The organism is Nonomuraea sp. NPDC005983 (assembly GCF_040614375.1).
Taxonomy (GTDB): domain Bacteria; phylum Actinomycetota; class Actinomycetes; order Streptosporangiales; family Streptosporangiaceae; genus Nonomuraea.
Map to the genome: position 1 here is coordinate 49,895 of NZ_JBEXUP010000005.1, position 20,147 is coordinate 70,041.

18 protein-coding genes and 1 tRNA gene are annotated in these 20,147 nt (G+C 69.5%); 8 read left to right on the forward strand and 11 right to left on the reverse strand.

The window, feature by feature from the left end:
• Nucleotides 1-2: 2 nt before the first annotated feature.
• Entirely contained in the window at nt 3-2,126 is a 2,124-nt protein-coding gene (locus ABZ297_RS04340) for a transglycosylase domain-containing protein (RefSeq protein WP_355339183.1), read from the reverse strand.
• A gap of 400 nt (nt 2,127-2,526) precedes the next feature.
• Complete coding sequence (locus ABZ297_RS04345) at nt 2,527-4,023, reverse strand: FAD-dependent monooxygenase (RefSeq protein ID WP_355339186.1); 1,497 nt, start codon at nt 4,021-4,023, stop codon at nt 2,527-2,529.
• A 109-nt stretch (nt 4,024-4,132) separates the two neighbouring features.
• Between ABZ297_RS04345 and ABZ297_RS04350 the strand changes: the two genes are divergently transcribed.
• Complete coding sequence (locus ABZ297_RS04350; RefSeq protein ID WP_355339189.1) at nt 4,133-4,507, forward strand: helix-turn-helix domain-containing protein; 375 nt, start codon at nt 4,133-4,135, stop codon at nt 4,505-4,507.
• Nucleotides 4,508-4,626: 119 nt separating this feature from the next.
• On the opposite strand, the gene ABZ297_RS04355 is transcribed toward ABZ297_RS04350, so the two are convergent.
• Nucleotides 4,627-6,108 carry an MFS transporter gene (locus tag ABZ297_RS04355; protein WP_355339192.1) on the reverse strand — a complete coding sequence of 494 codons (1,482 nt, stop codon included), beginning with the start codon at nt 6,106-6,108 and terminating at the stop codon, nt 4,627-4,629.
• Nucleotides 6,109-6,240: 132 nt separating this feature from the next.
• On the opposite strand from ABZ297_RS04355, the gene ABZ297_RS04360 reads away from it, so the two are divergent.
• Complete coding sequence (locus tag ABZ297_RS04360) at nt 6,241-6,960, forward strand: hypothetical protein (RefSeq protein ID WP_355339195.1); 720 nt, start codon at nt 6,241-6,243, stop codon at nt 6,958-6,960.
• On the opposite strand, the gene ABZ297_RS04365 is transcribed toward ABZ297_RS04360, so the two are convergent.
• Nucleotides 6,957-8,198, reverse strand: coding sequence for a serine hydrolase domain-containing protein (locus ABZ297_RS04365; protein WP_355339198.1), 1,242 nt, complete (start codon nt 8,196-8,198; stop codon nt 6,957-6,959). The two genes, ABZ297_RS04360 and ABZ297_RS04365, sit on opposite strands and share 4 nt — an antisense overlap.
• A 367-nt stretch (nt 8,199-8,565) precedes the next feature.
• On the opposite strand from ABZ297_RS04365, the gene ABZ297_RS04370 reads away from it, so the two are divergent.
• Complete coding sequence (locus ABZ297_RS04370; protein WP_355339201.1) at nt 8,566-9,174, forward strand: hypothetical protein; 609 nt, start codon at nt 8,566-8,568, stop codon at nt 9,172-9,174.
• 481 nt (nt 9,175-9,655) lie between these two features.
• Nucleotides 9,656-10,204 carry a universal stress protein gene (locus ABZ297_RS04375; RefSeq protein WP_355339204.1) on the forward strand — a complete coding sequence of 183 codons (549 nt, stop codon included), beginning with the start codon at nt 9,656-9,658 and terminating at the stop codon, nt 10,202-10,204.
• Here ABZ297_RS04375 and ABZ297_RS04380 read toward each other — a convergent pair.
• Nucleotides 10,160-11,620, reverse strand: coding sequence for a PLP-dependent aminotransferase family protein (locus ABZ297_RS04380; protein WP_355339207.1), 1,461 nt, complete (start codon nt 11,618-11,620; stop codon nt 10,160-10,162). The two genes, ABZ297_RS04375 and ABZ297_RS04380, sit on opposite strands and share 45 nt — an antisense overlap.
• Nucleotides 11,621-11,687: 67 nt before the next feature.
• Between ABZ297_RS04380 and ABZ297_RS04385 the strand changes: the two genes are divergently transcribed.
• Entirely contained in the window at nt 11,688-12,137 is a 450-nt protein-coding gene (locus ABZ297_RS04385) for a carboxymuconolactone decarboxylase family protein (protein ID WP_355339210.1), read from the forward strand.
• A gap of 63 nt (nt 12,138-12,200) precedes the next feature.
• Here the strand turns inward: ABZ297_RS04385 and ABZ297_RS04390 are convergent, their stop codons facing one another.
• The 4 genes from ABZ297_RS04390 to ABZ297_RS04405 all read right to left on the reverse strand — a co-directional run bounded on the left by ABZ297_RS04390 (nt 12,201) and on the right by ABZ297_RS04405 (nt 17,111).
• Nucleotides 12,201-14,411 (reverse strand): heavy metal translocating P-type ATPase, encoded by a 2,211-nt coding sequence (locus ABZ297_RS04390; RefSeq protein WP_355339213.1) that lies wholly within the window; start codon nt 14,409-14,411, stop codon nt 12,201-12,203.
• A 19-nt stretch (nt 14,412-14,430) separates the two neighbouring features.
• The gene (locus tag ABZ297_RS04395; RefSeq protein WP_355339216.1) at nt 14,431-15,324 is read right to left on the reverse strand and encodes a hypothetical protein; all 894 of its coding nucleotides are present in this window, start codon (nt 15,322-15,324) and stop codon (nt 14,431-14,433) included.
• Nucleotides 15,321-15,533: a heavy-metal-associated domain-containing protein gene (locus tag ABZ297_RS04400; protein WP_355339219.1), complete on the reverse strand. Its 213-nt coding sequence runs from the start codon at nt 15,531-15,533 to the stop codon at nt 15,321-15,323. Before ABZ297_RS04400 ends, ABZ297_RS04395 begins: the two co-directional genes overlap by 4 nt.
• 213 nt (nt 15,534-15,746) lie before the next feature.
• Nucleotides 15,747-17,111 (reverse strand): MFS transporter, encoded by a 1,365-nt coding sequence (locus ABZ297_RS04405; protein ID WP_355339222.1) that lies wholly within the window; start codon nt 17,109-17,111, stop codon nt 15,747-15,749.
• Nucleotides 17,112-17,340: 229 nt separating this feature from the next.
• Here ABZ297_RS04405 and ABZ297_RS04410 point away from each other — a divergent pair, with 229 nt between their 5' ends.
• The 3 genes from ABZ297_RS04410 to ABZ297_RS04420 all read left to right on the forward strand — a co-directional run bounded on the left by ABZ297_RS04410 (nt 17,341) and on the right by ABZ297_RS04420 (nt 18,370).
• The gene (locus ABZ297_RS04410; RefSeq protein ID WP_020542320.1) at nt 17,341-17,460 is read left to right on the forward strand and encodes a DLW-39 family protein; all 120 of its coding nucleotides are present in this window, start codon (nt 17,341-17,343) and stop codon (nt 17,458-17,460) included.
• A gap of 16 nt (nt 17,461-17,476) precedes the next feature.
• A complete protein-coding gene (locus ABZ297_RS04415; RefSeq protein ID WP_355339225.1) occupies nt 17,477-18,202 on the forward strand; it encodes an HAD-IA family hydrolase in 726 nt (241 codons plus the stop codon).
• Nucleotides 18,203-18,297: 95 nt separating this feature from the next.
• Nucleotides 18,298-18,370 (forward strand) — tRNA-Ala (locus tag ABZ297_RS04420).
• A gap of 110 nt (nt 18,371-18,480) precedes the next feature.
• Here the strand turns inward: ABZ297_RS04420 and ABZ297_RS04425 are convergent.
• Together ABZ297_RS04425 and ABZ297_RS04430 are read right to left on the reverse strand one after the other, a co-directional pair.
• Nucleotides 18,481-19,272 (reverse strand): hypothetical protein, encoded by a 792-nt coding sequence (locus ABZ297_RS04425; protein WP_355339228.1) that lies wholly within the window; start codon nt 19,270-19,272, stop codon nt 18,481-18,483.
• 148 nt (nt 19,273-19,420) lie between these two features.
• The gene (locus ABZ297_RS04430; protein ID WP_355339230.1) at nt 19,421-20,140 is read right to left on the reverse strand and encodes a site-specific integrase; all 720 of its coding nucleotides are present in this window, start codon (nt 20,138-20,140) and stop codon (nt 19,421-19,423) included.
• Nucleotides 20,141-20,147 lie beyond the last annotated feature (7 nt).

Below are 20,147 nucleotides of genomic sequence, written 5' to 3' on the forward strand. Positions count from 1 at the left end.
GCTCAGCGGGTCTGCGGATCCAGTTCGAACAGCACGTCCGGCTCCTTGTTCTCGTCGCGGGCCGGCTGCTGGGGCTGGCAGCTCTGGCCGCAGCCGCCGAAGCGGGCGGAGTTGATCGGGTGGAAGGTCGTGGGCGGGACGTCCTTCAGTGCCCCGATCATGGTGTCCTTCCAGATCCGGCCGGAGATGTCGGCTCCGTGGACGCGAGGGTAGGACTGGCCACCGATGGTGACGTTTGTGAGCTTGTAGGTCACCGAGCCGCGGGGGTCGCCGAGGCTGACGGCGCTGGCCAGGTCGGGGGTGAAACCGGCGAACCAGGCGGTGGCGTACTCGTCCGTCGTGCCGGTCTTGCCGGCGGCGTCCCGTCCGATGCCGCCCACGCCCCTCATGGTGCCCTTGGTGAACACGCCCGACAGGACGTCCGCCGCCGCGTCGGCCACCTCCGGGTCCAGCGCCTGGTTGCACTTGGGCTCGAACTTGGTCACCTTGCCGGTGGGGTCGGTGATCTGCGTGATGGCCATCGGCTGGCAGTACTTCCCGCGCGCCGCGATCGCCGCGTAGGCGTTGGCCACGGTGACGGGGTCCATCTCGTTGACCCCGAGCGTGAACGTCTCGACCTCCTGTAGCGGCTTGCCGTCGCCCCGCTTCTTGATCCCCAGGGACTTGGCGGTCTTCACGGTCTCGCACAGACCGACCCGCTCCTCCAGGGCGACGAAGAAGGTGTTGACCGAGCCCCAGGTGCCCGTCTGCAGCGACTTGAAGCCGCCCCCGCCCTCGTCGTTGGTGACGGTGTGCTCGGGGGAGCCGACCCGGCCGCCCTTGCAGTCCTTGAAGGAGCCGTAGCCGGCGGCGCGGTAGGAGGAGCCCACGGTCAGCCCGTCGCTGACCTTCATGCCCGACTTGAGCGCGGTGAGCAGGGTGAACGTCTTGAACGTGGAGCCCGCCTGGAAGCCGATGCCGCCGCCGTGCGCGCTGTCGGCCACCAGGTTGTAGGAGATCTCCTTCTTCTTGGCGTTGCCGCCGTACGTACGGCTCGCCGCCATCGCCTTGATCATCCCGGTTCCGGGCTGGACCAGCGCCTGCGCCGCCGCCGGGTTGTCGGACGCGAACACCCGCTTCTTGATCGCCTCCTCCGCGGCCTTCTGCATGCCGAGGTCGAGCGTCGTCCTGACGGTCAGGCCGCCGCGGCTGAGGAGTTGGGCGCGGGCCCCTCTGGTCTTGCCGAAGGCGGGGTTGTTCAGGATCTCGAAGCGCACATACAGGCAGAAGTACGGATATTTGCTGGCTTCGCACCCGCCGGGCGGCAGCGGGGTGTTCTTGTAGCCGAGCTTCTTGGCCTTGGCCTCGGCCGCCTGGGCGGGTGTGATCTTGCCGAGCTCGGCCATCCGGTCCAGCACCGTGTTGCGCCGGCCCAGGAGCCGCTTGCGCTGCGCCGCCCCCACCGACGGGTCGGTGTTGTTCGGCGACTGCACGGCCGCGGCGAGCGTGGCGGCCTGCCACAGGGTGAGCTTCTCGGCCGACCGGCCGAAGAACCGCTGGGACGCCGCCTCGACGCCGTTGGCGGACGCCCCGAAGTAGGCGATGTTCAGGTACTTCTCCAGGATCTGGTCCTTGGAGTACTTCTCCTCCACCGCCATCGCGTAGCGCAGCTCCTTGAGCTTGCGCGCGTAGCTGGCCTCCAGCGCCTTGTTCTTGTCGGCGTCGGTCTCGGCCGTGTTGAACAGCACCTGCTTGACGTACTGCTGGGTGATGCTGGAACCGCCCTGGGCCACCCCGCCCGAGGCCAGGTTCTTGACCAGAGCCCGCGCCGTGCCCTCGATGTCGATCGCGCCGTGCTGGTAGAAGCGGTCGTCCTCGATCGAGATGATCGCGTCCTTCATCACGGGCGCGACCTTGTTGAGCGGGACGACCTTGCGGTACTGCTCGTAGAACTGGGCGATCTTCTTACCGTCGGCGTCCTGGATGACGGTCTCCGCCGCGAGCGGCGGCTCGGGGAGGTCCTCCGGTTTGAGGTCGAGGACGTCCGTGGCGGAGACGATCGCGGCTCCCGCGCCGCCCACGGCCGGCAGTGCGACCGCTGCGGCGAGCACTCCCGCCGCCACCGCGGCCGCTGCGAGCCGTGCCAAGTTCGGGCTGATACCGCGTTCCCGCGCCAATGTGTCCCCCCCGGGAATCAGTCACACATACGCAGGAGAGCAGATCACAACCCCACAATTATGTCCAAGACAATATGAAGCCGTGATTGATATCAAAACCGATATTGCCGCAGATAGGGGGCATGTCGCCGCCGGCTACCCGCCCTGCCCTTCCTGCCGGGCGAGGTCACCACAGCTGAACCCCTCTTCCCGCTCGGGGTGGAGCTGGATCTCCGTCAGGATCGTGCTCTCGGAGAACCTGCTGAACGTCCTCGAACTCGCCCAGCAGCATCATCCGGCGACTGTCGTAGAGCGACTTGCCGCTGCTGTCCGCACTGGGCGTCGGCAAAAACGGAAAAGGTGAGAAATGAGGGTAATCGGCGGCACCCAGTTATGATCGCGATCTGACGGTGGTCACGGCGGCACCCGCCCACCGTGCCAAGGCGTCGGCCAGGCTGGAGACGTCGGCGGCGGAACCAGCCCAGCAGACATAACCGTCGGGCCGTACCAGCACCGCGTCCGCACCGAGTTCGCCCTTCACATGCACCCGGCCTATCCTGGCCGACCACGCCTCGGCGGCCTCGGCGAACACGGCCTTGTCCGCGGTCGTCAGCAGCAGGCCGCGGCCGTCGCGCAGCAGCCGCGCTACACGGTCGGGCCCAAAGGGCGTCATCAGGTCGAGATCAGGGACGTGGCGCCCCAGCAGTGGGTGGGGGCGGCCGGGCAGGTCGTAGCGGATGTCCAGCCCTGAGATCATCCCAGCGACGATCCGGTTGGCGTCCGGCACCCGCAGCAGTTCCTCGACGATGTCGCGCAGGGCCAGGTTCTCCTCGTCATCGACGAGGAGGACGGCCTGGGCGCGGGTGTTGGCCAGGACGCGCGCGGCGACCGGATGCCGTTCGGTGTGATAGGTGTCGAGCAGCCCCTCGTGCGCCCACCCGCCGATCTCCGCCGCGAGCTTCCACCCCAGGTTGAACGCGTCCTGCAGGCCGAGGTTCATCCCCTGCCCACCCATGGGCGAGTGGATGTGCGCGGCGTCCCCGGCGAGCAGGATCCGCCCGTGACGGTACCGCTCGACCTGCCGCGAGGCGTCGGTGAACCGGGAGGCCCACCGGATGCCCGTGACCCGAACCCCCGGTCCGAACGCGTTGCGCAGGGCCCGGTCCACCTCCTCCTCGGTGATCGGGGTGTCGCGGGACAGTCCCTGCTGCTCGGCCCCGTAGAAGAGGAACCGGTGGACGCCGTCGCCGATCGGAGCGATGTAGCCCTTGCCGGTCCTGTCGGGCGTCATGACGGGCAGGTTCCAGGTCTCCGGCACGGCGCCGTCCGGGTCGGAGATCGTGATGTCGCAGACCACCGAGGACAGCTTCCCGTCCAGGCCGGGAAATCCGATGCCCAGGAGCTCGCGGACGGTGCTGCGCCCGCCGTCGCAGCCCACGAGGAAACGAGCCGTGAGCCGTGACTCGCCCCTGGGCCCGAGCAGAGTCGCCTCGACCCTGTCGGGATCCTGCGACAGCGCGGTCACCTCGTGCCCGCGCAGGATCTGGACGCCCAGCTCGCCGAGCCGCTCCTCGAGTAGCGCCTCGACGCGCCCTTGAGGGATGCCGATCCCGTACGGGTGCCGGGTGTCCCAGGCGGTGAAGTCCAGCCGCACCCCGGCGAAGTGCCCGCCGGCCACCCGCTGGACCGCCCGGTCCATGAGCGGTTCCAGGAGGCCTCGCAGTTCGAGCACCTCCGCGGAGCGGGGCTGGATGCCGAGCGCCTTGGACTGTCCGCTGCGCTGCGTCAGCCGTTCGACGACAACGGCGCGTACTCCGGCGAGGCCCAGCTCGGCGGCGAGCATGAGCCCGGTCGGTCCGGCTCCGACGACGATCACATCGACGTTCATCACGGATGCTCCGTTCGACAGGAGGCCGGCGGTGAAGTCGCCGGCTACTGCGTAGACGGTAGTAGCGGGGGTGCCGGTTTCCGCAACGATAGTTGCCTACGATGGATCGGTGACCCGACCGTTGGATCCCGACATGTTCGCGGGGTGTGCCTCTGCCAGGCCGCCGATCCAGATCGGCGGCAAGTGGACCGTGAAGATCATCGCTTGTCTCGCCGGAGGTCCCCGGCGCTTCTCGGAGCTCCTGGTGCCGCTGCGGGGCATCACGCCGAAGACGCTCGCCGCCTCGCTGCGTTCGATGGAGCGCGACGGCCTGGTCTCCCGCACCGCCTACGCCGAGAACCCGCCCCGCGTGGAGTACGAGCTCACCCCCCTCGGCCGCACGCTGTTCCGCCCTCTGGCCGCTGTCTGCGAGTGGACCAGTGCGCACCTGTCCGAACTGATCGCCGCGCGCGCGGCCCACGACGCCGGCGCCGCGCTTTCCTGACCTCGCTTCACCCGTTGGGCGTCGGTCAGATCGGAGGGGTAGCGGCACGGCGCCGGCAGCAAGGTCGAGGCCACCGCGACCGCCTCGGTCAGCAGGAACTCGATCAGGCGAGCGGCCTGTCATCGGCATGTGCCAACCCGGGGGTGAACAACGGCGGCGTCAGCCCGTTGGCCTTCTCGTCGGCCGCGGCGAGCGCCTGCCTGGCCACACTCTCGACGGCGGAGACCTCGCCCCAGCGAACTGGCGCGGGTCAGCGCGGCCACGCCCAGGGCGCATGCGAGCGTCACCGCCGTCCCGGCCTGCGCCGCCGCCTGCCAGCCGCCGTCGAGCGCCGCGAAGAAGACCGCCCCGGTCGCGGTCGCCCCGAGCACCCCACCCGCTTCCTGCACCGTGCCGAGTACGCCCGCCGCCGCCCCGGCCAGCTCGGGACGCACCCCGGCCAGCGCGTCCGACACCAGTGGCGACATGACCAGCCCCATCCCCGCCCCAGCCACCAGCAACCCGGCCACCAGCGAGCCGACGACCAGCCAGTACGGCGACGCGCCGAAGGCGAGGCAGAGCAGCGCGAGCCCGATCACCAGCGCCACCGCGCCCACCACCGGCGGCCGCCTCCCCGCACGCAGGGAGGCCACGAAGAACCCCGCGTTCAGCGCCGTGCACAGGCCCCCGGCGGCGAGCGGCGACAGCCCCAGCCCGTCCTGCAGGTAGAGCGCGAGGACGAACGACAGCCCCGCCGAGCAGCCGAACAGCAGCGCCACCGCCACCAGCCCCGCCACGAACCGCGGCTCCCGCAACAGCCGCAGGTCCAGCAGCGGCTCCCGCCCGTCGGCGGCGAGGCGCCGCTGGCGTCGCGCGAACCCCGCCAGGGTCGGCGCGGACGCCGCCAGGCACGCCCACGCCCACCACGGCCACCCCGCCTCGCGCCCCTGCGCCAGGGGCAGCACCACGGCCACCAGCCCGGCCGCTACCAGCACCGCTCCCACCACATCCAACCCTCGCCCGTGCGATGCCGGGTCGCCGCTGCCTGTTACGGGGAGGAGACGGGTTGTCAGGCAGAGCGCCGCCGCTCCGATGGGCACGTTGATCAGGAAGCAGGCCCGCCAGCCCAGCTCCACCGGGGCCGCGCTGACGAGCAGGCCGCCGAGCATCTGCCCGCTCGTCCCCGCCAGGCCGACCGCGGTGCCGTACCAGCGGAACGCCCGGGCGCGGTCCTCGCCCTGGTAGAGGACGCCGAGCAGAGTGAGGACCTGCGGCGCGAGCAGCGCCGCCGCGACCCCCTGCGCCACCCTGGCGGGCACCAGCGCCTCGACGGACGGGGCCACGCCGCAGGCGGCGGACGCCACGGTGAACAGCGCCAGCCCGGACGCGAAGACGCGGCGCGGCCCGTACAGGTCACCGAGCCTGCCCGAGACGATCAGCCCGGCGGCGTAGGCGAGCCCGTACCCGGCGATCGTGAGCTGGACGGCCGCACCCCCGGCGGGTAAGTCGGCACGGATCGACGGGATGGCCACGTGCACGATGAAGAAGTCGAGGGTGGTCATGAAGACCGCGACCAGCACCACAGGCAGCGCCCACCAGCGGTGCGGGGCAGTGACGGGCATGAGAGGGCTCCTGGGCGAGGGGGCGGTTCGGTGAGAGAACACCGGAGGGGAGCAAACGGTTGAGCCCACTCTGAAACCGGACGCTTACGATTTGCTGCGGATCGCCTACGGACGCGGGCATAATGCCCCGCAATGCCGAAATTTCAGGACGCGTCGCTATTCGCGGCCTCGATCGCCCCGGTCATCGACGCGGTACACGTCAACGTGCACGCCTCCGCCCGCCGGGCGGGCGCCGACCTCGCCACGGCCTCCGGCCTGGAGCCAGGAGTCCTGATCGACCTGCGCTGCACGCTCCCGCTGCGCCCGATCACCCGCCACGGCCTGGCCACCCTCTACCGCTACGCCGACCCGTCCGGCCTGGAGCCGGAGATCCAGGCCCACCTGGCGCAGGGCACCCTGGAGGAGGACGCGGACGGCCTGCTCCACGCGACCCCCCGCACGCTGGCGTTCCTCGACGCCCTGTACGCCCTGCACGCGGAGACCACCGGCCGCATCTGGAACGGCCGCGACCTCACCACCCTGTCGGACCTGGTGGGAAGGGTTCTGGACCAGGCCGGACGCGAGCCGGGCGGCGCGCTGGTGCTGATGGCCCCGCCGTACGAGCCCGACGGCTCCCCGGCGGGGCTCCTGCTGTTCAACCGCCTCGCCGCGCTCCGCTACCACCGGGCCGACTCCCACGCCGCCGCCTGGCGGGCCGCGGGCCTGTCGAGCGGGGAGATCGTCGCGCTGAGGGACGGTCCCCTGCGCGAGGCCGTCGAGGCGGACACCAACCGCCGCGCCGCCCAGCCGTACCTGGCCCTCTCAGCGGACGACCGGGAGGCGCTGCACGACGGCCTGCTCGCGCTGGTCTAGAAGTACCTCGAGGTGAGGTCGGTCGTCGGCCAGGACGTCACCTTGACGTTGTTCATCTGGCCGTCGATCACGTCGTAGTCGGGGGTCCCGGCTTCCTCGCGGTGGTTGAACGTCGCCGCGTAGCTCCAGCCGTTCTGCAGCCGGGCGAGGTAGCTGAACGTGCCGGGCATCGAGCCGTTGTGCCAGGTGTTGAGGTGCCCGGTCACCTGCCGGACCCACCAGCCGCCGCCGTACCACGAGCCGTAGGAGTTGACCCCGGTCTCCGGCTTGGCGAACAGCTTCGCGATCGACGCCGAGCTGAGCACGAGGCCGGGCCTGTCGAAGGCGAGCGTCCAGCGCACCAGGTCCACCGCCGAGGCCAGCCAGCCGCCGTTGGCGTCCTGGTTGGGCATGTTGAACCCGCCGTACGGGTACGGCACGACGGTGCCCGAGTCGTCGACGACGCTCTTGTTGGTGTACTGCGACTCGTAGACGACCTCGCCGGGGAAGGCCTCGCTCCTGAGGCTCTTGCCGAGCCGCATCCGGGTGATGCCGAGCGGCCTGAGCAGCTTGGTCTGCACGTACGTCTCGTACGGCATGCCCGACACCTTCGCGATGATCCGGCCGAGCAGCATGTAGCCGTAGTTGCTGTAGACCATCTTCGAGCCGGGCGCGAAGTCGAGCTGCCTGGCCGTCGCGTACTTGATGATCTCGGCGTGCCCGATCGGGAGCGGCACGTCGAGCGCGGCGGAGATCGTGTGGTCCAGCCAGAGCTGGTCCTGCTTGCTGGTGTCCCTGTCCCAGCCGCCGAGGTGCTGCATCAGCCGGAGTACGGTCACCTGGTTCATCCGGGCGTCGGCCGGGTTGAGGCCGAGCAACGTGGTGACCTTGGCCGACAGGCTCAGCTTGCCGTCCTGCACCAGGCGCATGATCGCCGCCGAGGTGATGTTCTTGCTCAGGCTGGCGATGCGGAACAGCGACGTCGGGCTGACGGTGGGCACGGCGTGCGAGCCGTCGGTGTAGCGATAGCCGCGAGCGAGCACGATCTTGCCGCTTTTCATGACGGCGAGCTGGGCGCAGGAGATCTTCCGCTCCTTGACGTACGTCTTTATGACGTTGTCGAACCCGGCCAGCGACGCCGGGGCGACGCCGGACGTCTGCACCACAGGGACGGGCGCGGCCAGCGCGGGGCGGGCCGTCAAGGTTGCGGCGGGCACCGCCACGGCACCCGCCTTGAGCAGGCTCCTACGACTAAGCATCGTCACTTCTGACTCCCAGATAACGTCCGTAACAAAGCTGGGGCCGTATCTTACGGACATTTCGCGCAAGACACTCGCTCGGGACGGTTTCTGGCAGGAGCCGCTGGCCACGCGCCCGTGTCAGCGGCTCGGCGGACGGGAGCGAACGCGGCGGCCGGGCTGACCAACCGGCAGATCGCCGCGGGGACAGCCGCTCCACGCGGAGGGCTCGAGCTACGAGCTACGAGCTACGAGCTACGAGGGAGAGCGTAGGACGTCCGATCCCTCGTGAGAGGGAGGGCGGAGATGGCCCTCGTGGGCGATCACTTCCGGCGGGTGAAAATCCAGGATTAAGGGCGTAAGAACCCCTCGCCAAGGAGTCCCTCGGATGAACCCGCGCATCGCATTCGTCGCCGCCCCGCTGCTCACGCTCACCTACGGGGTGATTCGGATACTTGACGGGCTCGACGGCAGCCGTGGCCCCGGCCCCGCCTGGACCACCGGCCATCTGGCCTTCATCGCGGCGATGGGGCTGTTCGTGTACATCTTCTGGCAGATGCGCCGGATGGCGGGAGGCAACGCGCTGTCCACCGTGATCGCGGTGATCGCCACTGCCGGCGCCCTGGCTCTGACCACGCAGTTCACCATCGACATCGTGGCCGGACTGCTGTCCGACGACAACCTGAGCATGAGCCTTCTCACCCGTGAGATCCGCGACACCCCGGGGATCACCCCCGCCGCCTACGACGTCGGCCCATACCTCTTCTACGTCGGGCAGTTCGCTCTCGTCGTCCAGCTCGCGGTCATGCGCCGGATCAAGGTGTGGACGCCCTTCCTGGTCCTGTGCGACCTCATCATGCCCAACATCGACAAGGACCTCATCCCGCTCGGCGCCATCCTCCTGCTCGTCTCCTTCGTCTCCATCTCCCGCCGAGCCTTTTCGCCCACCTATCGGCCGGTTCCCTCGACCATCGAGGCCACTCCGACCCTGGTGTGAGGAGGGGCCTGAGGAACATCGGAACCGGATCGTGCGCTGAGCGTTCGCCCTGGTGAGCATCGGTTTGACCGCTCATGATCCCCAACAGGTGGATGGCCTCGGGATCAGCGACCTCGTCCATCTGATCGACCGCCGACTGGGCGACCAGCGCCAGCAGGATCGGATAGCGGCGCTCCCCGCGCCGCTGGACACACCCCGGCCTGGCGGCCGCCGCCGCCCACGGCCGCAGTCGGCGGGACCGAGCTGGTTGTGCACGCCGCCGACGGCCTCGCACCAGCCCGCGAGCGCGATGGACTTGCCGTACCCCGTGGCGGCCACCAAAGTGGAGAGCCTGTGTGTAAGAGCACCGTCGAGCCGCCGGTCGAGAGCGGGACGTGGCTGCACCCACCCGCGTTCCACTCCCGCATGCCACGCCCGGGTTCACGCGTGACTCCATAGTTCGGAAAGTGCCACCTCCCGGTAACCGGGCGCGTGGAGCACTATGGTCGAGTACCTCGTCGAGGAGGGCGCCGTGGACCATGAACTGCCCGTCGGAGCGAGGCTGATCGTGGGGCTGGATGAATCTCCCGCCTCACGGTGGGCGCTCGCCTGGGCCATCGGCGCGGCCAGGCTGCATCGCATGGCGCTGCTCGCGGTGCACGTGAGCCGGGCCCCTGCCCATCCCTTCCCCGAGGCGCTGCCCGTGCAGCACACGGTCAGGGCGGGGGAGGAGGCACGCTGCGCCGAGGTGGTGGCGGGCGTGTTCGAGGACGTCGCGGGAGGCGTCCCCGAAGACCTGACCATGGCCGTGGTCGGCAAGGTCGGCGACCCCGGCTACCACCTGGTGGACCTGGCCAGGGAGGGCGACCTGCTCGTGCTCGGCCGGAGCCGGAGGGGCATGATCAGCCGGTTCCTGCTGCCGTCCACCAGCATGTACTGCGCGCGGCACGCCAGGGCGACGGTCGTCATCGTGCAGCAGCCGTCGCTGCCCGACGAGCCGGAGCTGTCAGGCGTGCGGGCCCGCCGGTTCTGGTCCCGCAAGCACACCTGACCGTTCGGACTCCCCAGGCACCCGTGACAGCGAGGTGTCGAGCAGGCGCAGGCCTTCGGGAATGGTGTCGCGGGTGATCGCGCCGTAGCCGAGTACCAGGCCGGGCTGCGCGGGCGCGCTGCCGAAGTACTGCTCCAGGCTCTCCAGCGCCAGGCCCGGCGCGGGCCGCAGCGTCACGCCCGGCGCGAGCCGGGCGCACAGGTGCAGGCCCGCCGCCGACGGGACAGGCTCCAGGCGGTCGTCGCCTGCCAGCGCCTCGGCGATCATCGCGTGCCTGGCGGCGTACTCGCGGGTCGCCTTCCTGATGTGCCTCGACAGCAGGCCCTCGTCGATGAAGCGGGCCAGCGCGGCCTGGGTGGGCAGCTCGCCGTGCCAGTCGGTGAGCTGCTTGGCGGTGCGCAGCGCCGGACCGAGCGAGGCCGGGGCCACCAGGAAGCCGAGGCGGAGCATCGGCAGCAGTGTCTTGGAGAACGAGCCGACGTAGACGACCCGGCCCGCGCGGTCGAGGCTCTGTAGCGGCTCCAGCGGCCGGTCGCCGAAGCGGAACTCGCTGTCGTAGTCGTCCTCGATGACGACCGCGTGGCGGCGTTCCGCCCACCAGAGCAGGGCGTTCCTGCGGGCCGGCGACATCGGCGTGCCTAGCGGGAACTGGTGCGAGGGGGTGACGTACACCAGCCGGGCCGAGTCGGGGATGGCCGACACGTCGAGGCCCTCCTCGTCCACGGGGACCCCGACGACGCGGGCGCCGAGCGAGCGGAACAGCAGCCGGGCGGGCGGGTAGCCGGGCTCCTCGACCGCCACGCACGTTCCCGGCTCGATCAGCACACGGCCGATGAGGTCCAGCGCCTGCTGGGCTCCGTGGGTGATGAGGACGTCGTCGGCGCCCGCGCGCACCGAGCGGCTGATGCCGATGTGCCGGGAGATGGCCTCCCTGAGGCCGGAGTGCCCGGACGGGTCGCCGTATCCGGCCGAGCCGACCCGCAGCTCGCGCGCCACCAGCCTGCGCCACGCCTCGATCGGAAAGAGCCGCGGATCCGGCACACCCACGCGGAAGTCGTACGCGGCGGGACCGGTGGTCAACCTGAACCCCGCGGGCCCCGTCCGCGACGGCACCGGGATCGACCGCCACACCGCCCTCGGCTGCACCACGCCCTTCGGCGCGGCCCGCCCGCGCACCGGCTGGGCGGCCACGAACGTCCCCGCTCCTGCGCGTCCGACGAGGAAGCCGTCGGCCACCAGCCGGTCGTAGGCCACGGCGACCGTGTTCCTGGAGATCTCCAGCCGTCGCGCCAGCTCCCGCGTCGGCGGCAGCCGCTCGCCCGACCTGAGCCGCCCGTCGAGGACGGCGTCCAGCAACTGCCGGTACACCTGAGCGGCCAGGTCACCCCGCCCCTGCAGGGTTATGTGGACGTCCATCTTGGCCCAATCGTTTAGCCGGAAATTGGAGCTTATCCCTGGGACAAGACCCTCCTAGATTGACCCCATGACTCAGAGAATGAACGTCGGGAAGCTCGCAGGTCCCGCATACAAGGCCATGGCCGGCCTGGACGCCTTCGTGTCGGACAGCACCCTCCCCAAGCCGCTCCTCGAACTCGTCTGGTTGCGCGCCAGCCAGATCAACGGCTGCGTCTACTGCGTCGACACGCACAGCTCCGACGCCAAGCAGGCGGGCGAGAGCGACGCCAGGCTGCACGCCGTCGCCGTCTGGCAGGAGGCGCCCTTCTTCACCGACCAGGAACGCGCCGCCCTGGCCTTCACCGAGGCCGCGACCAGGCTCTCCACCGACGACGTCACGGACGAGATCTGGGAGCAGGCCTCCCGCCACTTCACCGAGGAGGAACTGGCCGCGCTCATCGTGGCCGTCGCCACGATCAACGCCTGGAACCGGATCGCCGTGCCCACCCGCATGACACCCGAGTCGTACAAGTCCTGATATGTCGCCAGGACGCCAGGACGGCCGGTGCCGCGAAGGCACCGGCCGTCGGATGGGTCCCGGTTAGCTGAACCTGCGCAGCCGCAGGCTGTTGCTCACCACGAAGACGCTGGAGAACGCCATCGCCGCACCGGCGATCATCGGGTTGAGCAGGCCGAGCGCGGCCAGCGGCAGGGCGGCCACGTTGTAGGCGAACGCCCAGAACAGGTTGCCCTTGATCGTGCCGAGCGTCCTGCGTGACAGACGCAGAGCGTCGGCCGTCACCCGCAGGTCGCCCCGCACCAGCGTGAGGTCGGCCGCCTCGATCGCCGCGTCGGTGCCGGTGCCCATGGCCAGCCCCAGGTCGGCCTGGGCGAGCGCGGCCGCGTCGTTGACGCCGTCACCCACCATGGCCACGACCCTGCCCTTGGCCTGCAACTCCTTGACCGCGTCGACCTTGTCGGCGGGCAGCACCTCGGCGATCACCTCGTCGATGCCGACCTCCGCGGCGACCGTCCGCGCGACCGCCTCGTTGTCGCCGGTCAGCAGCACCGGGGTGAGGCCGAGCGCGCGCAGCTGCTCGATGGCCGCCCTGCTGGTGGGCTTGACCACGTCGGCGACCACGAGCACCGCGCGGGCCCTGCCGTCCCAGCCGACCGCCACCGCCGTGCGACCGGCGGCCTGCTCCTCGGCCAGCTTGCGCTCCAGCTCCACCGGCAGGTGCTGCGACCACTCCGCCAGCAGCCTCGGCCGGCCGACCAGCACCGCGTGCCCGTCGACGATGCCCTGGACCCCGAGGCCCTCGACGTTGGCGAAGTCCTCGACGGTGGCGCTGGACCGGGCCGCCTTGGCGATGGCCTGGGCGATCGGGTGCTCGGAGGCGTGCTCCAGCGCGCCCGCGAGTCGCAGCACCTCGTCGCGGTTCTCCCCCTCCGCCAGGTGGACGCCGGTGAGCGTCATCCGCCCCTCGGTGACCGTGCCGGTCTTGTCCAGGACGATCGTGTCGATCCTGCGCGTCGACTCCAGCACCTCAGGGCCCTTGATCAGGATGCCGAGCTGGGCTCCCCGCCCGGTGCCGACCAGCAGCGCCGTGGGCGTGGCCAGACCGAGCGCGCACGGGCAGGCGATGATCAGCACCGCCACGGCCGCCGTGAACGCGGCCCCCGTACCCGTTCCCGTCCCGAGCCAGAAACCCAGCGTGCCGATCGCCAGCGCGATCACGATCGGGACGAACACCCCCGAGATCCTGTCGGCCAGCCGCTGCACGGCCGCCTTGCCGGTCTGCGCCTCCTCCACCAGCCTGGCCATCTGGGACAGCTGCGTGTCGGCGCCGACCCTGGTGGCCCTGACGATCAGCCTGCCGCCCGCGTTCACCGTGGCGCCCGTGACCTGGTCGCCGGGAGCCACCTCCACCGGCACGGACTCACCCGTCAGCATCGAGGCGTCGACCGCCGAGGTGCCCTCCTCGATCACGCCGTCCGTGGCGATCTTCTCGCCGGGCCGGACGACGAACCTGTCGCCCACCGAGAGCTGGTCGGCGGGGACGCGTCGGCCGTCGACCAGCTCCACGTCCTTCGCGCCCAGCTCCAGCAGCGCCCGCAGGGCCGCCCCCGCCCGGCGCTTCGAGCGCGACTCGAAATAGCGCCCCGCCAGGATGAACGCCGTGACGGCCGCCGCGGTCTCCAGGTAGATGTTGCCCGAGCCGTCGGTCCGCTCGATCGTGAACTCGAACGGGTGCGTCATGCCCGGCGTGCCCGCCGACCCGAAGAACAGCGCCCACAGCGACCAGAGGAACGCGGCCAGCGTGCCGATCGAGATCAGCGTGTCCATGGTCGCCGCGCCGTGCCGCAGGTTCGTCCAAGCCGCCTTGTGGAAGGGCCAGCCCGCGTAGAACACCACCGGCGCGGCCAGCGTCAGCGACAGCCACTGCCAGTTCGTGAACTGCAACGCGGGGACCATCGCCATCGCCACCACCGGGACGCTCAACGCGACAGAGGTCACCAGCCGATGGCGCAGCGGGCGCAACTCGTCGTCAGGCTCCGCCGCCTGCTCGTCCCGAGCCTCGGGCGGCTTCGGCAGCGCGGCCGTGTAGCCGGCCGACTCGACCGTGGCGATCAGCTCCTGAGGGTCGAGGCCGTCGGGAAAGGTGACCTTCGCCTTCTCCGTCGCGTAGTTGACCGTCGCGGTCACGCCCTCGAGCTTGTTCAGTTTGCGCTCGATCCGGTTGGCGCAGGACGCGCACGTCATGCCACCGATCGAGAGTTCGACAGCTTTGTCGTCAGTGAGCGAAGACATCACCTCTCCTTTCCCGCGATCAGTGCGTGTGGTGGCTGTGTTCAGTGGTGGGGGCAGTGGTGGGGGCAGTGGTGGTAACCGGCCTGCCCGTGGCCTTCGCCGTGAAGGCGGCCGTGCGGACCTTGCCGTCGTGCTTGAAGTCGAGGAACAGGCGGTAGTCGCCCGCGCTGGGAGCCTCGGCGTAGAACGTGATGTCCGGGCCGGGCGTGTCGCTCGCCTCGGGGTGGACGTGCAGGTACGCCAGGTCGCCGGCGCGCAGCGCGACCAGGTGGCCGTACGCGCCCAGGTAGGGCTGCAGGTCGGTGACCGGCCTGCCGTCCTTGCTCACCTTCAGCGTCAGCTTGCTCGACCGCCCGGAGGCGAGGTCGCCGTCGAGGGTGACAGTGTAGCCGTCGACCTCGGCCGTGCGGCTGACCTGGGGCAGCGGCTTCGGCCGGAAGTCACCCGCTACCTGGACGTCCGCGCCGAGCGTCAGCCCGCTGCCGCCCTTGGGGGCGAAGTCGGCGAAGGCGCGGTAGTCGCCCGCCTGCGGGAAGGACAGCTTGACCGACCAGACGCCGTCAGGGCCCATCTCCGGGTGGACGTGCTGGAAGGAGGACAGATCGCGTGACACCACGATGAAGTGAAGCTTCTTGTCGTGCTGGACCTCGTACTCGGTGACCGGCCTCCCGTCGGGACCTGTCACCGTGAACCGGAAGTCTTCGTCGGCGGTCAGCGGGTTGAGGGTGTAGCCGTCCTGTGACACTTGGAGCCCCCCGGGGGTATCGCTCTTGCTTGGTTGTGCTGCTGCTCGGTGATGGTTTGCCTGCTCGACGGGGGCGACTTCGCCGACGGCGCTGCCGGCTCCCAGCGCCGCGGCGAAGACCACCGCCAGCCCCGCCGTGTAGAGGCCGAGCTTCGATACCGTGTTCATGAGCTGGGCACCAGCTCGTAGCCCGCCTCCTTTACGGCGGTGCTGATGCTCGCCGCGTCGACCGGGCCCTCGCTGCCGACGGTCAGCAGGCCGCTGGCCAGGTCGACCTCCACGGAGGTGACGCCGGCGACCTCGCTCACCTCTTCCTTGACCGAGCTCACGCAGTGGCCGCAGGTCATGCCCTTGACGGTGAAGGTGGCGGTGCTCATGACTCTCTCCCTTTTCGTTCGCTCTAACGATACTAACACCGTACCCCCCTAGGGTATTTCGGAGGGCTATGCGAGCCAGGTCACACTTGCCGTTCCTGGGCCGCCTCTTCTTTCCTGGACAGGTTCCTGCTCCCTGTCTCCCAGAGAGCCTTCTCCGGCCTCTTGCCAGGAGGCTTCCTGAACGGCCTTCCAGGCGGCTTCGTGAGCGGCCTGCTAGGCGGCTTCCTGGGCTGCCTTCTGAGACGCGTCCTGGGCTGCGGAGGCTCGCCGCGTCCGCATCAACGCCACCGTCAGCACCGCGCCGAGCGCGGCCACGACGGCCGCCCCCATGAAGGCGCTCTCGATGTCGCGGCTCGTGGCGACGGCGGTCATCACCGCCAGTCCGATCGCCGAGCCGACCTGGTAGGTCGTGTTGACGATCCCCGAGGCCAGGCCCGCCTCCTCCGGACGGGCGCCGGACATGGCCGACATCATCGCCGGGATGTAGGCCAGCGACATGCCGACCGCCGCGACCAGACTGGCGGGCAGCACGTCCACGGCGAACGTCCCGTCGGGCCTGGCGAACGACAGCCCTGCCACGCCCGCCGCCAGCACGGCCAGCCCGAGCACGATGAGCGGCTTGGCCCCGAACCTCTGCAGCAGCCTGGCCGTGATGCCGACCATGAAGATCATGACGGCGACGGTCATCGGCAGCAGCGCCGCCCCGCTGGCGAACGCGCCGTAGCCGAGCCCCTGCTGGAGGTACAGGTTCAGGAAGTACCACATCGGGATCCAGGCGCCGCCGAGCAGGCCCATCGCCAGGTTGGACGGGGCGAGCCCCGGGGTCCGCCAGATGGACAGCGGCATCAGCGGCTCCCTGACGGTCCGCTGGACGATCAGGAAGAGGGCCAGCAGGGCCACCCCGCCCGCGCCCGCGATCCAGTTCGCGCTCACGATGGCGTAGACGACCAGCGCGATGCCGGCGGTCACGGACACGGCCCCGACCACGTCCACGGAGCCCCGTCTGCCCTGCACCGCGGGCAGCAGGCCGGTGGCGGCCAGCGTGGCCACCCCGATCGGCACGTACACGATGAACACCCAGGGCCAGCTCAGGTACTCGGTGATCACCCCGCCGAGGAACACGCCCGCCGTCCCGCCGGCCGGCGCCGCGGCCCCGTACAGGGCCATGGCCTTGCCCAGTTCCTTCTGATCGGCGCCGAACAGCATCATCAGCAGCGTCATCGACGCGGGGGCGATGAGCGCTCCGCCGACCCCCTGCACGGCCCGTCCGACGATCTCGACCCAGGCGCTTCCCGCCGCCGCGGCCACGACGGACCCCGCGATCAGGATCACCCAGCCGGACGTGAACACCTTCCTGGCTCCGAGCAGGTCGGACAGCCGACCGCCGAGCAGCAGCAACCCCCCGAACGCGACCACGTAGGCGTTGAACACCCACTGCAGTCCGCTCTGAGAGAACCCGAGCTCCCGCTGCATGTCGGGCAGCGCCACCCCGATGATCGACGTATCCATGATCACCATGAACTGCGCGGCGGCGAGCACGACAAGCGCCCACCACCTGCGCGGATCAACCGTCTCCATGACATCCTCCTCAGCCTTGCCGATACCTACAGGGGGTATCTCGCGAGCGAGAAAGTAACATACCTGTGGGGGGTATGTCTATCCCCGTCCGACTATGCTGGTTCTTTGCGCATTCGGTACATCTGGTTCGTGCGCAACACAGGGAGCGCAGCCATCCCTTGCTAGGCTGCAAGTCAACCGTTGGGCCTCACCCCGGCAGGTGAGGCCGTCGAAGAAGTGGGGTCACACCGTGAAGAAGCTGCTCGTTCTGGCGCTGATCGCTCTTGGGGGGCTGCTGATCTGGCGCAAGGTGCAGGCCGACCGAGCTGAGCTCGATCTCTGGACCGAAGCCACCGGCAGCGAGAACTAACTGACCTGGCGAGGCGATGAGTGACGTCGTCCCCATCAAACTGGTGTGCCTGGACCTGGCCGGCACAACAGTCGGTGACATCGCCATGGTCGAACGCGCCTTCGCCGAGGCGATCGCGACTCAGGGCATAGTCCCCGGGACAGGTGCGTACGCGCGTGCCATGGTCCACGTGCACCGGTCCCGGGGCTGCCCCAAGATCGACGTGTTCCGGGGCATCTTCCCCGGCAACGAGGCGCAGGCCCAGGCGGCCAACCTGACCTTCGAGCGCTCGTACGAGGGTGCGCTCGACCGCGCGGGTCTCGTACCCATGCCCGGAGTCCAGGAAGTCCTCGACAAGCTCCACGGCTCCGGGGTGAAACTGGCCATCATCACCGGCTTCAGCCGCGCCACCCTCGGCCGCATCCTGAGCTTCCTGAACTGGGACGACCACATCGACCTGGCCATCTGCCCAGAGGACGCAGGCGGCCGCGGCCGTCCCTGGCCCGACATGGTCCTGCACGCGGTACTCCGCCTCGGCATCGACGACGTCCGCCAGGTAGCCGTCGCAGGCGACTCCGAAAGCGACATGCTCTGCGGGCGGCGCGCGGGAGCGTCCCTGGTGGCGGGCGTCATGACCGGCGCCCACAGCCGCGAACGCCTCCTCAAGGGCGGCGCCACCCACATCCTCAACTCGATCGCCGAGTTCCCCGACCTGATCCTCACCGACGACCTGGGCACCTACGCGGCCTCCACACCCCGCTGACCCGCGCCGCTGCCACGGATCAACCAGGTGGCGGCGGCGACTATGCTGTTGCTACGGTGTACGACCGGAGCACGCACAGCTACCGATCACCTCCCGGGGCCTTAGCTCAGTTGGCAGAGCGCCTGCTTTGCAAGCAGGAAGTCAGGAGTTCGAATCTCCTAGGCTCCACTCCACGTCAAAGGCCACTTTCCGTGATCGGGAAGTGGCCTTTTCGATCTTGTACAGCTGCAAAATACAGCTACAAGTCCAGACGATTGCCGAGCTGCTCGCGGGCCTTGTCACCCACAGCCCGCATACCGTTTCACGGTCGTTGCGAGCCCCTGCCAGTGCGTGTATACCCGAGCGTCGAGCCGCTCATCTCCAGGGCGTGAGTCGATCCTCCCTTCCAGCACCTCGAAGCCGAGGTCACGGTAGTCGGGGTCTTTCCTTCGGTGCACCGAAACGCGAAAGACTGTGCTGTTCATCATTCCGCTGATGGGAAGGCCCAACGGGGAGGAACCTGCCATAGCATCAGGGAGCCGGTTGAGGTCTCGCAGCGAAGGAAGCGCGTCGCCCAGAAAGCGCATGATCGACATGATCGGGGCGCAGCCCACTCGGTGATCATCGATTCGCGCGACACGCAGGAGAACAACGCCCCCGGAGGGGGCTCGGTATGCCAGCACCGCTCCAGGTGCCAGGTCGGTGACGTGACGCCACGGGCGGCGCAGACGCTTTCGTTCCGGCTGAGGGCCGGTGAGCTGGATCTGGACTTTGTGGAGTGCGGCTTGCCTATTGGCCAGGGCTTTGGCGCCCTCGTCTGTCCAATGCGATAGCCCTTCACCCTGCTCGATGATCGCGAGCGCCCGGTCGCGCACCGCCGGGTTCAACCGGCCGATCTTCGACTGGGTGACGGCAAGAGCCAGCCAGAAGACCGGGCCGTCGTCGGGATCGTCCAACACCTCGGTGTAGGACTCCAGGATGAGGCGTTGGGCGTCCTCGTCCGTCGCCCCGTCTTCGATGAGTTCGCGATAGTTGTCTCGGACGTCACAAGCGACGTCGTCCGAGAACAGCGCGGGACCCCAGGCTCCCATCCAGCACGTTTCCCTTCCTTCGAAAGAAGGTCAAGATATCTGGCGCATTGGCTGGTGCTGCAGGCAATGCAGGGGCGCAAGACCGTTACTGCCGCGGGACACAGCGACACCATCTGACACCTAAATTCTGTATGGCTGCGAAATGCAGCTACGAGTCCAGGTGATCGCCGAGTTGCTTGAGGGCCTTTCGCGTCTCTTCCGATGAGACTTCGGCGTAGACGTTCATGGTTACGGAGATCTGCGAGTGGCGCAGGATCTGCATGGCCACGCGCGGGTGGACGTCGAGGGCGACGAGCAGGCTCGCGCAGGTTTTTCGGGTGGCGTGGACGTGCACCTTGCGGACGCCCGCCTTGTCACAAGCGTTGGCGAAGCTGCGCCGGAAGTTCGACGGTTCGATAGGCCGGCCGCTCGCGGTCGTGAAGACGAGGCCGGTCTCCTGCCAGTGGTCGCCTGCGGCTTCGCGGGCCGCGTCGCGTGACCGTCGTCGGGCACGGAGGGCGGTCGTGACGATCTCGGGGAACGGCAGGGTGGCGTCGGACGCGTCGGTCTTGGTACGGCGGTGTAGCAGCTTCCCCGCGACTCTCTGGATCTGCCAGCCGATCGTCATCTCGGCCTGGTTGAGGTCGACGTCCTCCCAGCGCAGTCCGAGTGCTTCGCCAAGGCGGAGGCCGAGGACGAGCACCAGGACGTAGGCCGGGTACATCGGGTCCTCGCGCGTGCGCGCAGTTTCCAGGAAGGTCCTCGCCTCCTCGACGGACCAGGGCTTGACCTTGCGCTTGCGGGGGGCCGGCATCTTGATGTTGGTTGCGACGTTGCGCGTCAGGGTCTCCTCGCGGACCGCGTTACTCAGCGCGGCGCGCAGAGTCATGTACGCG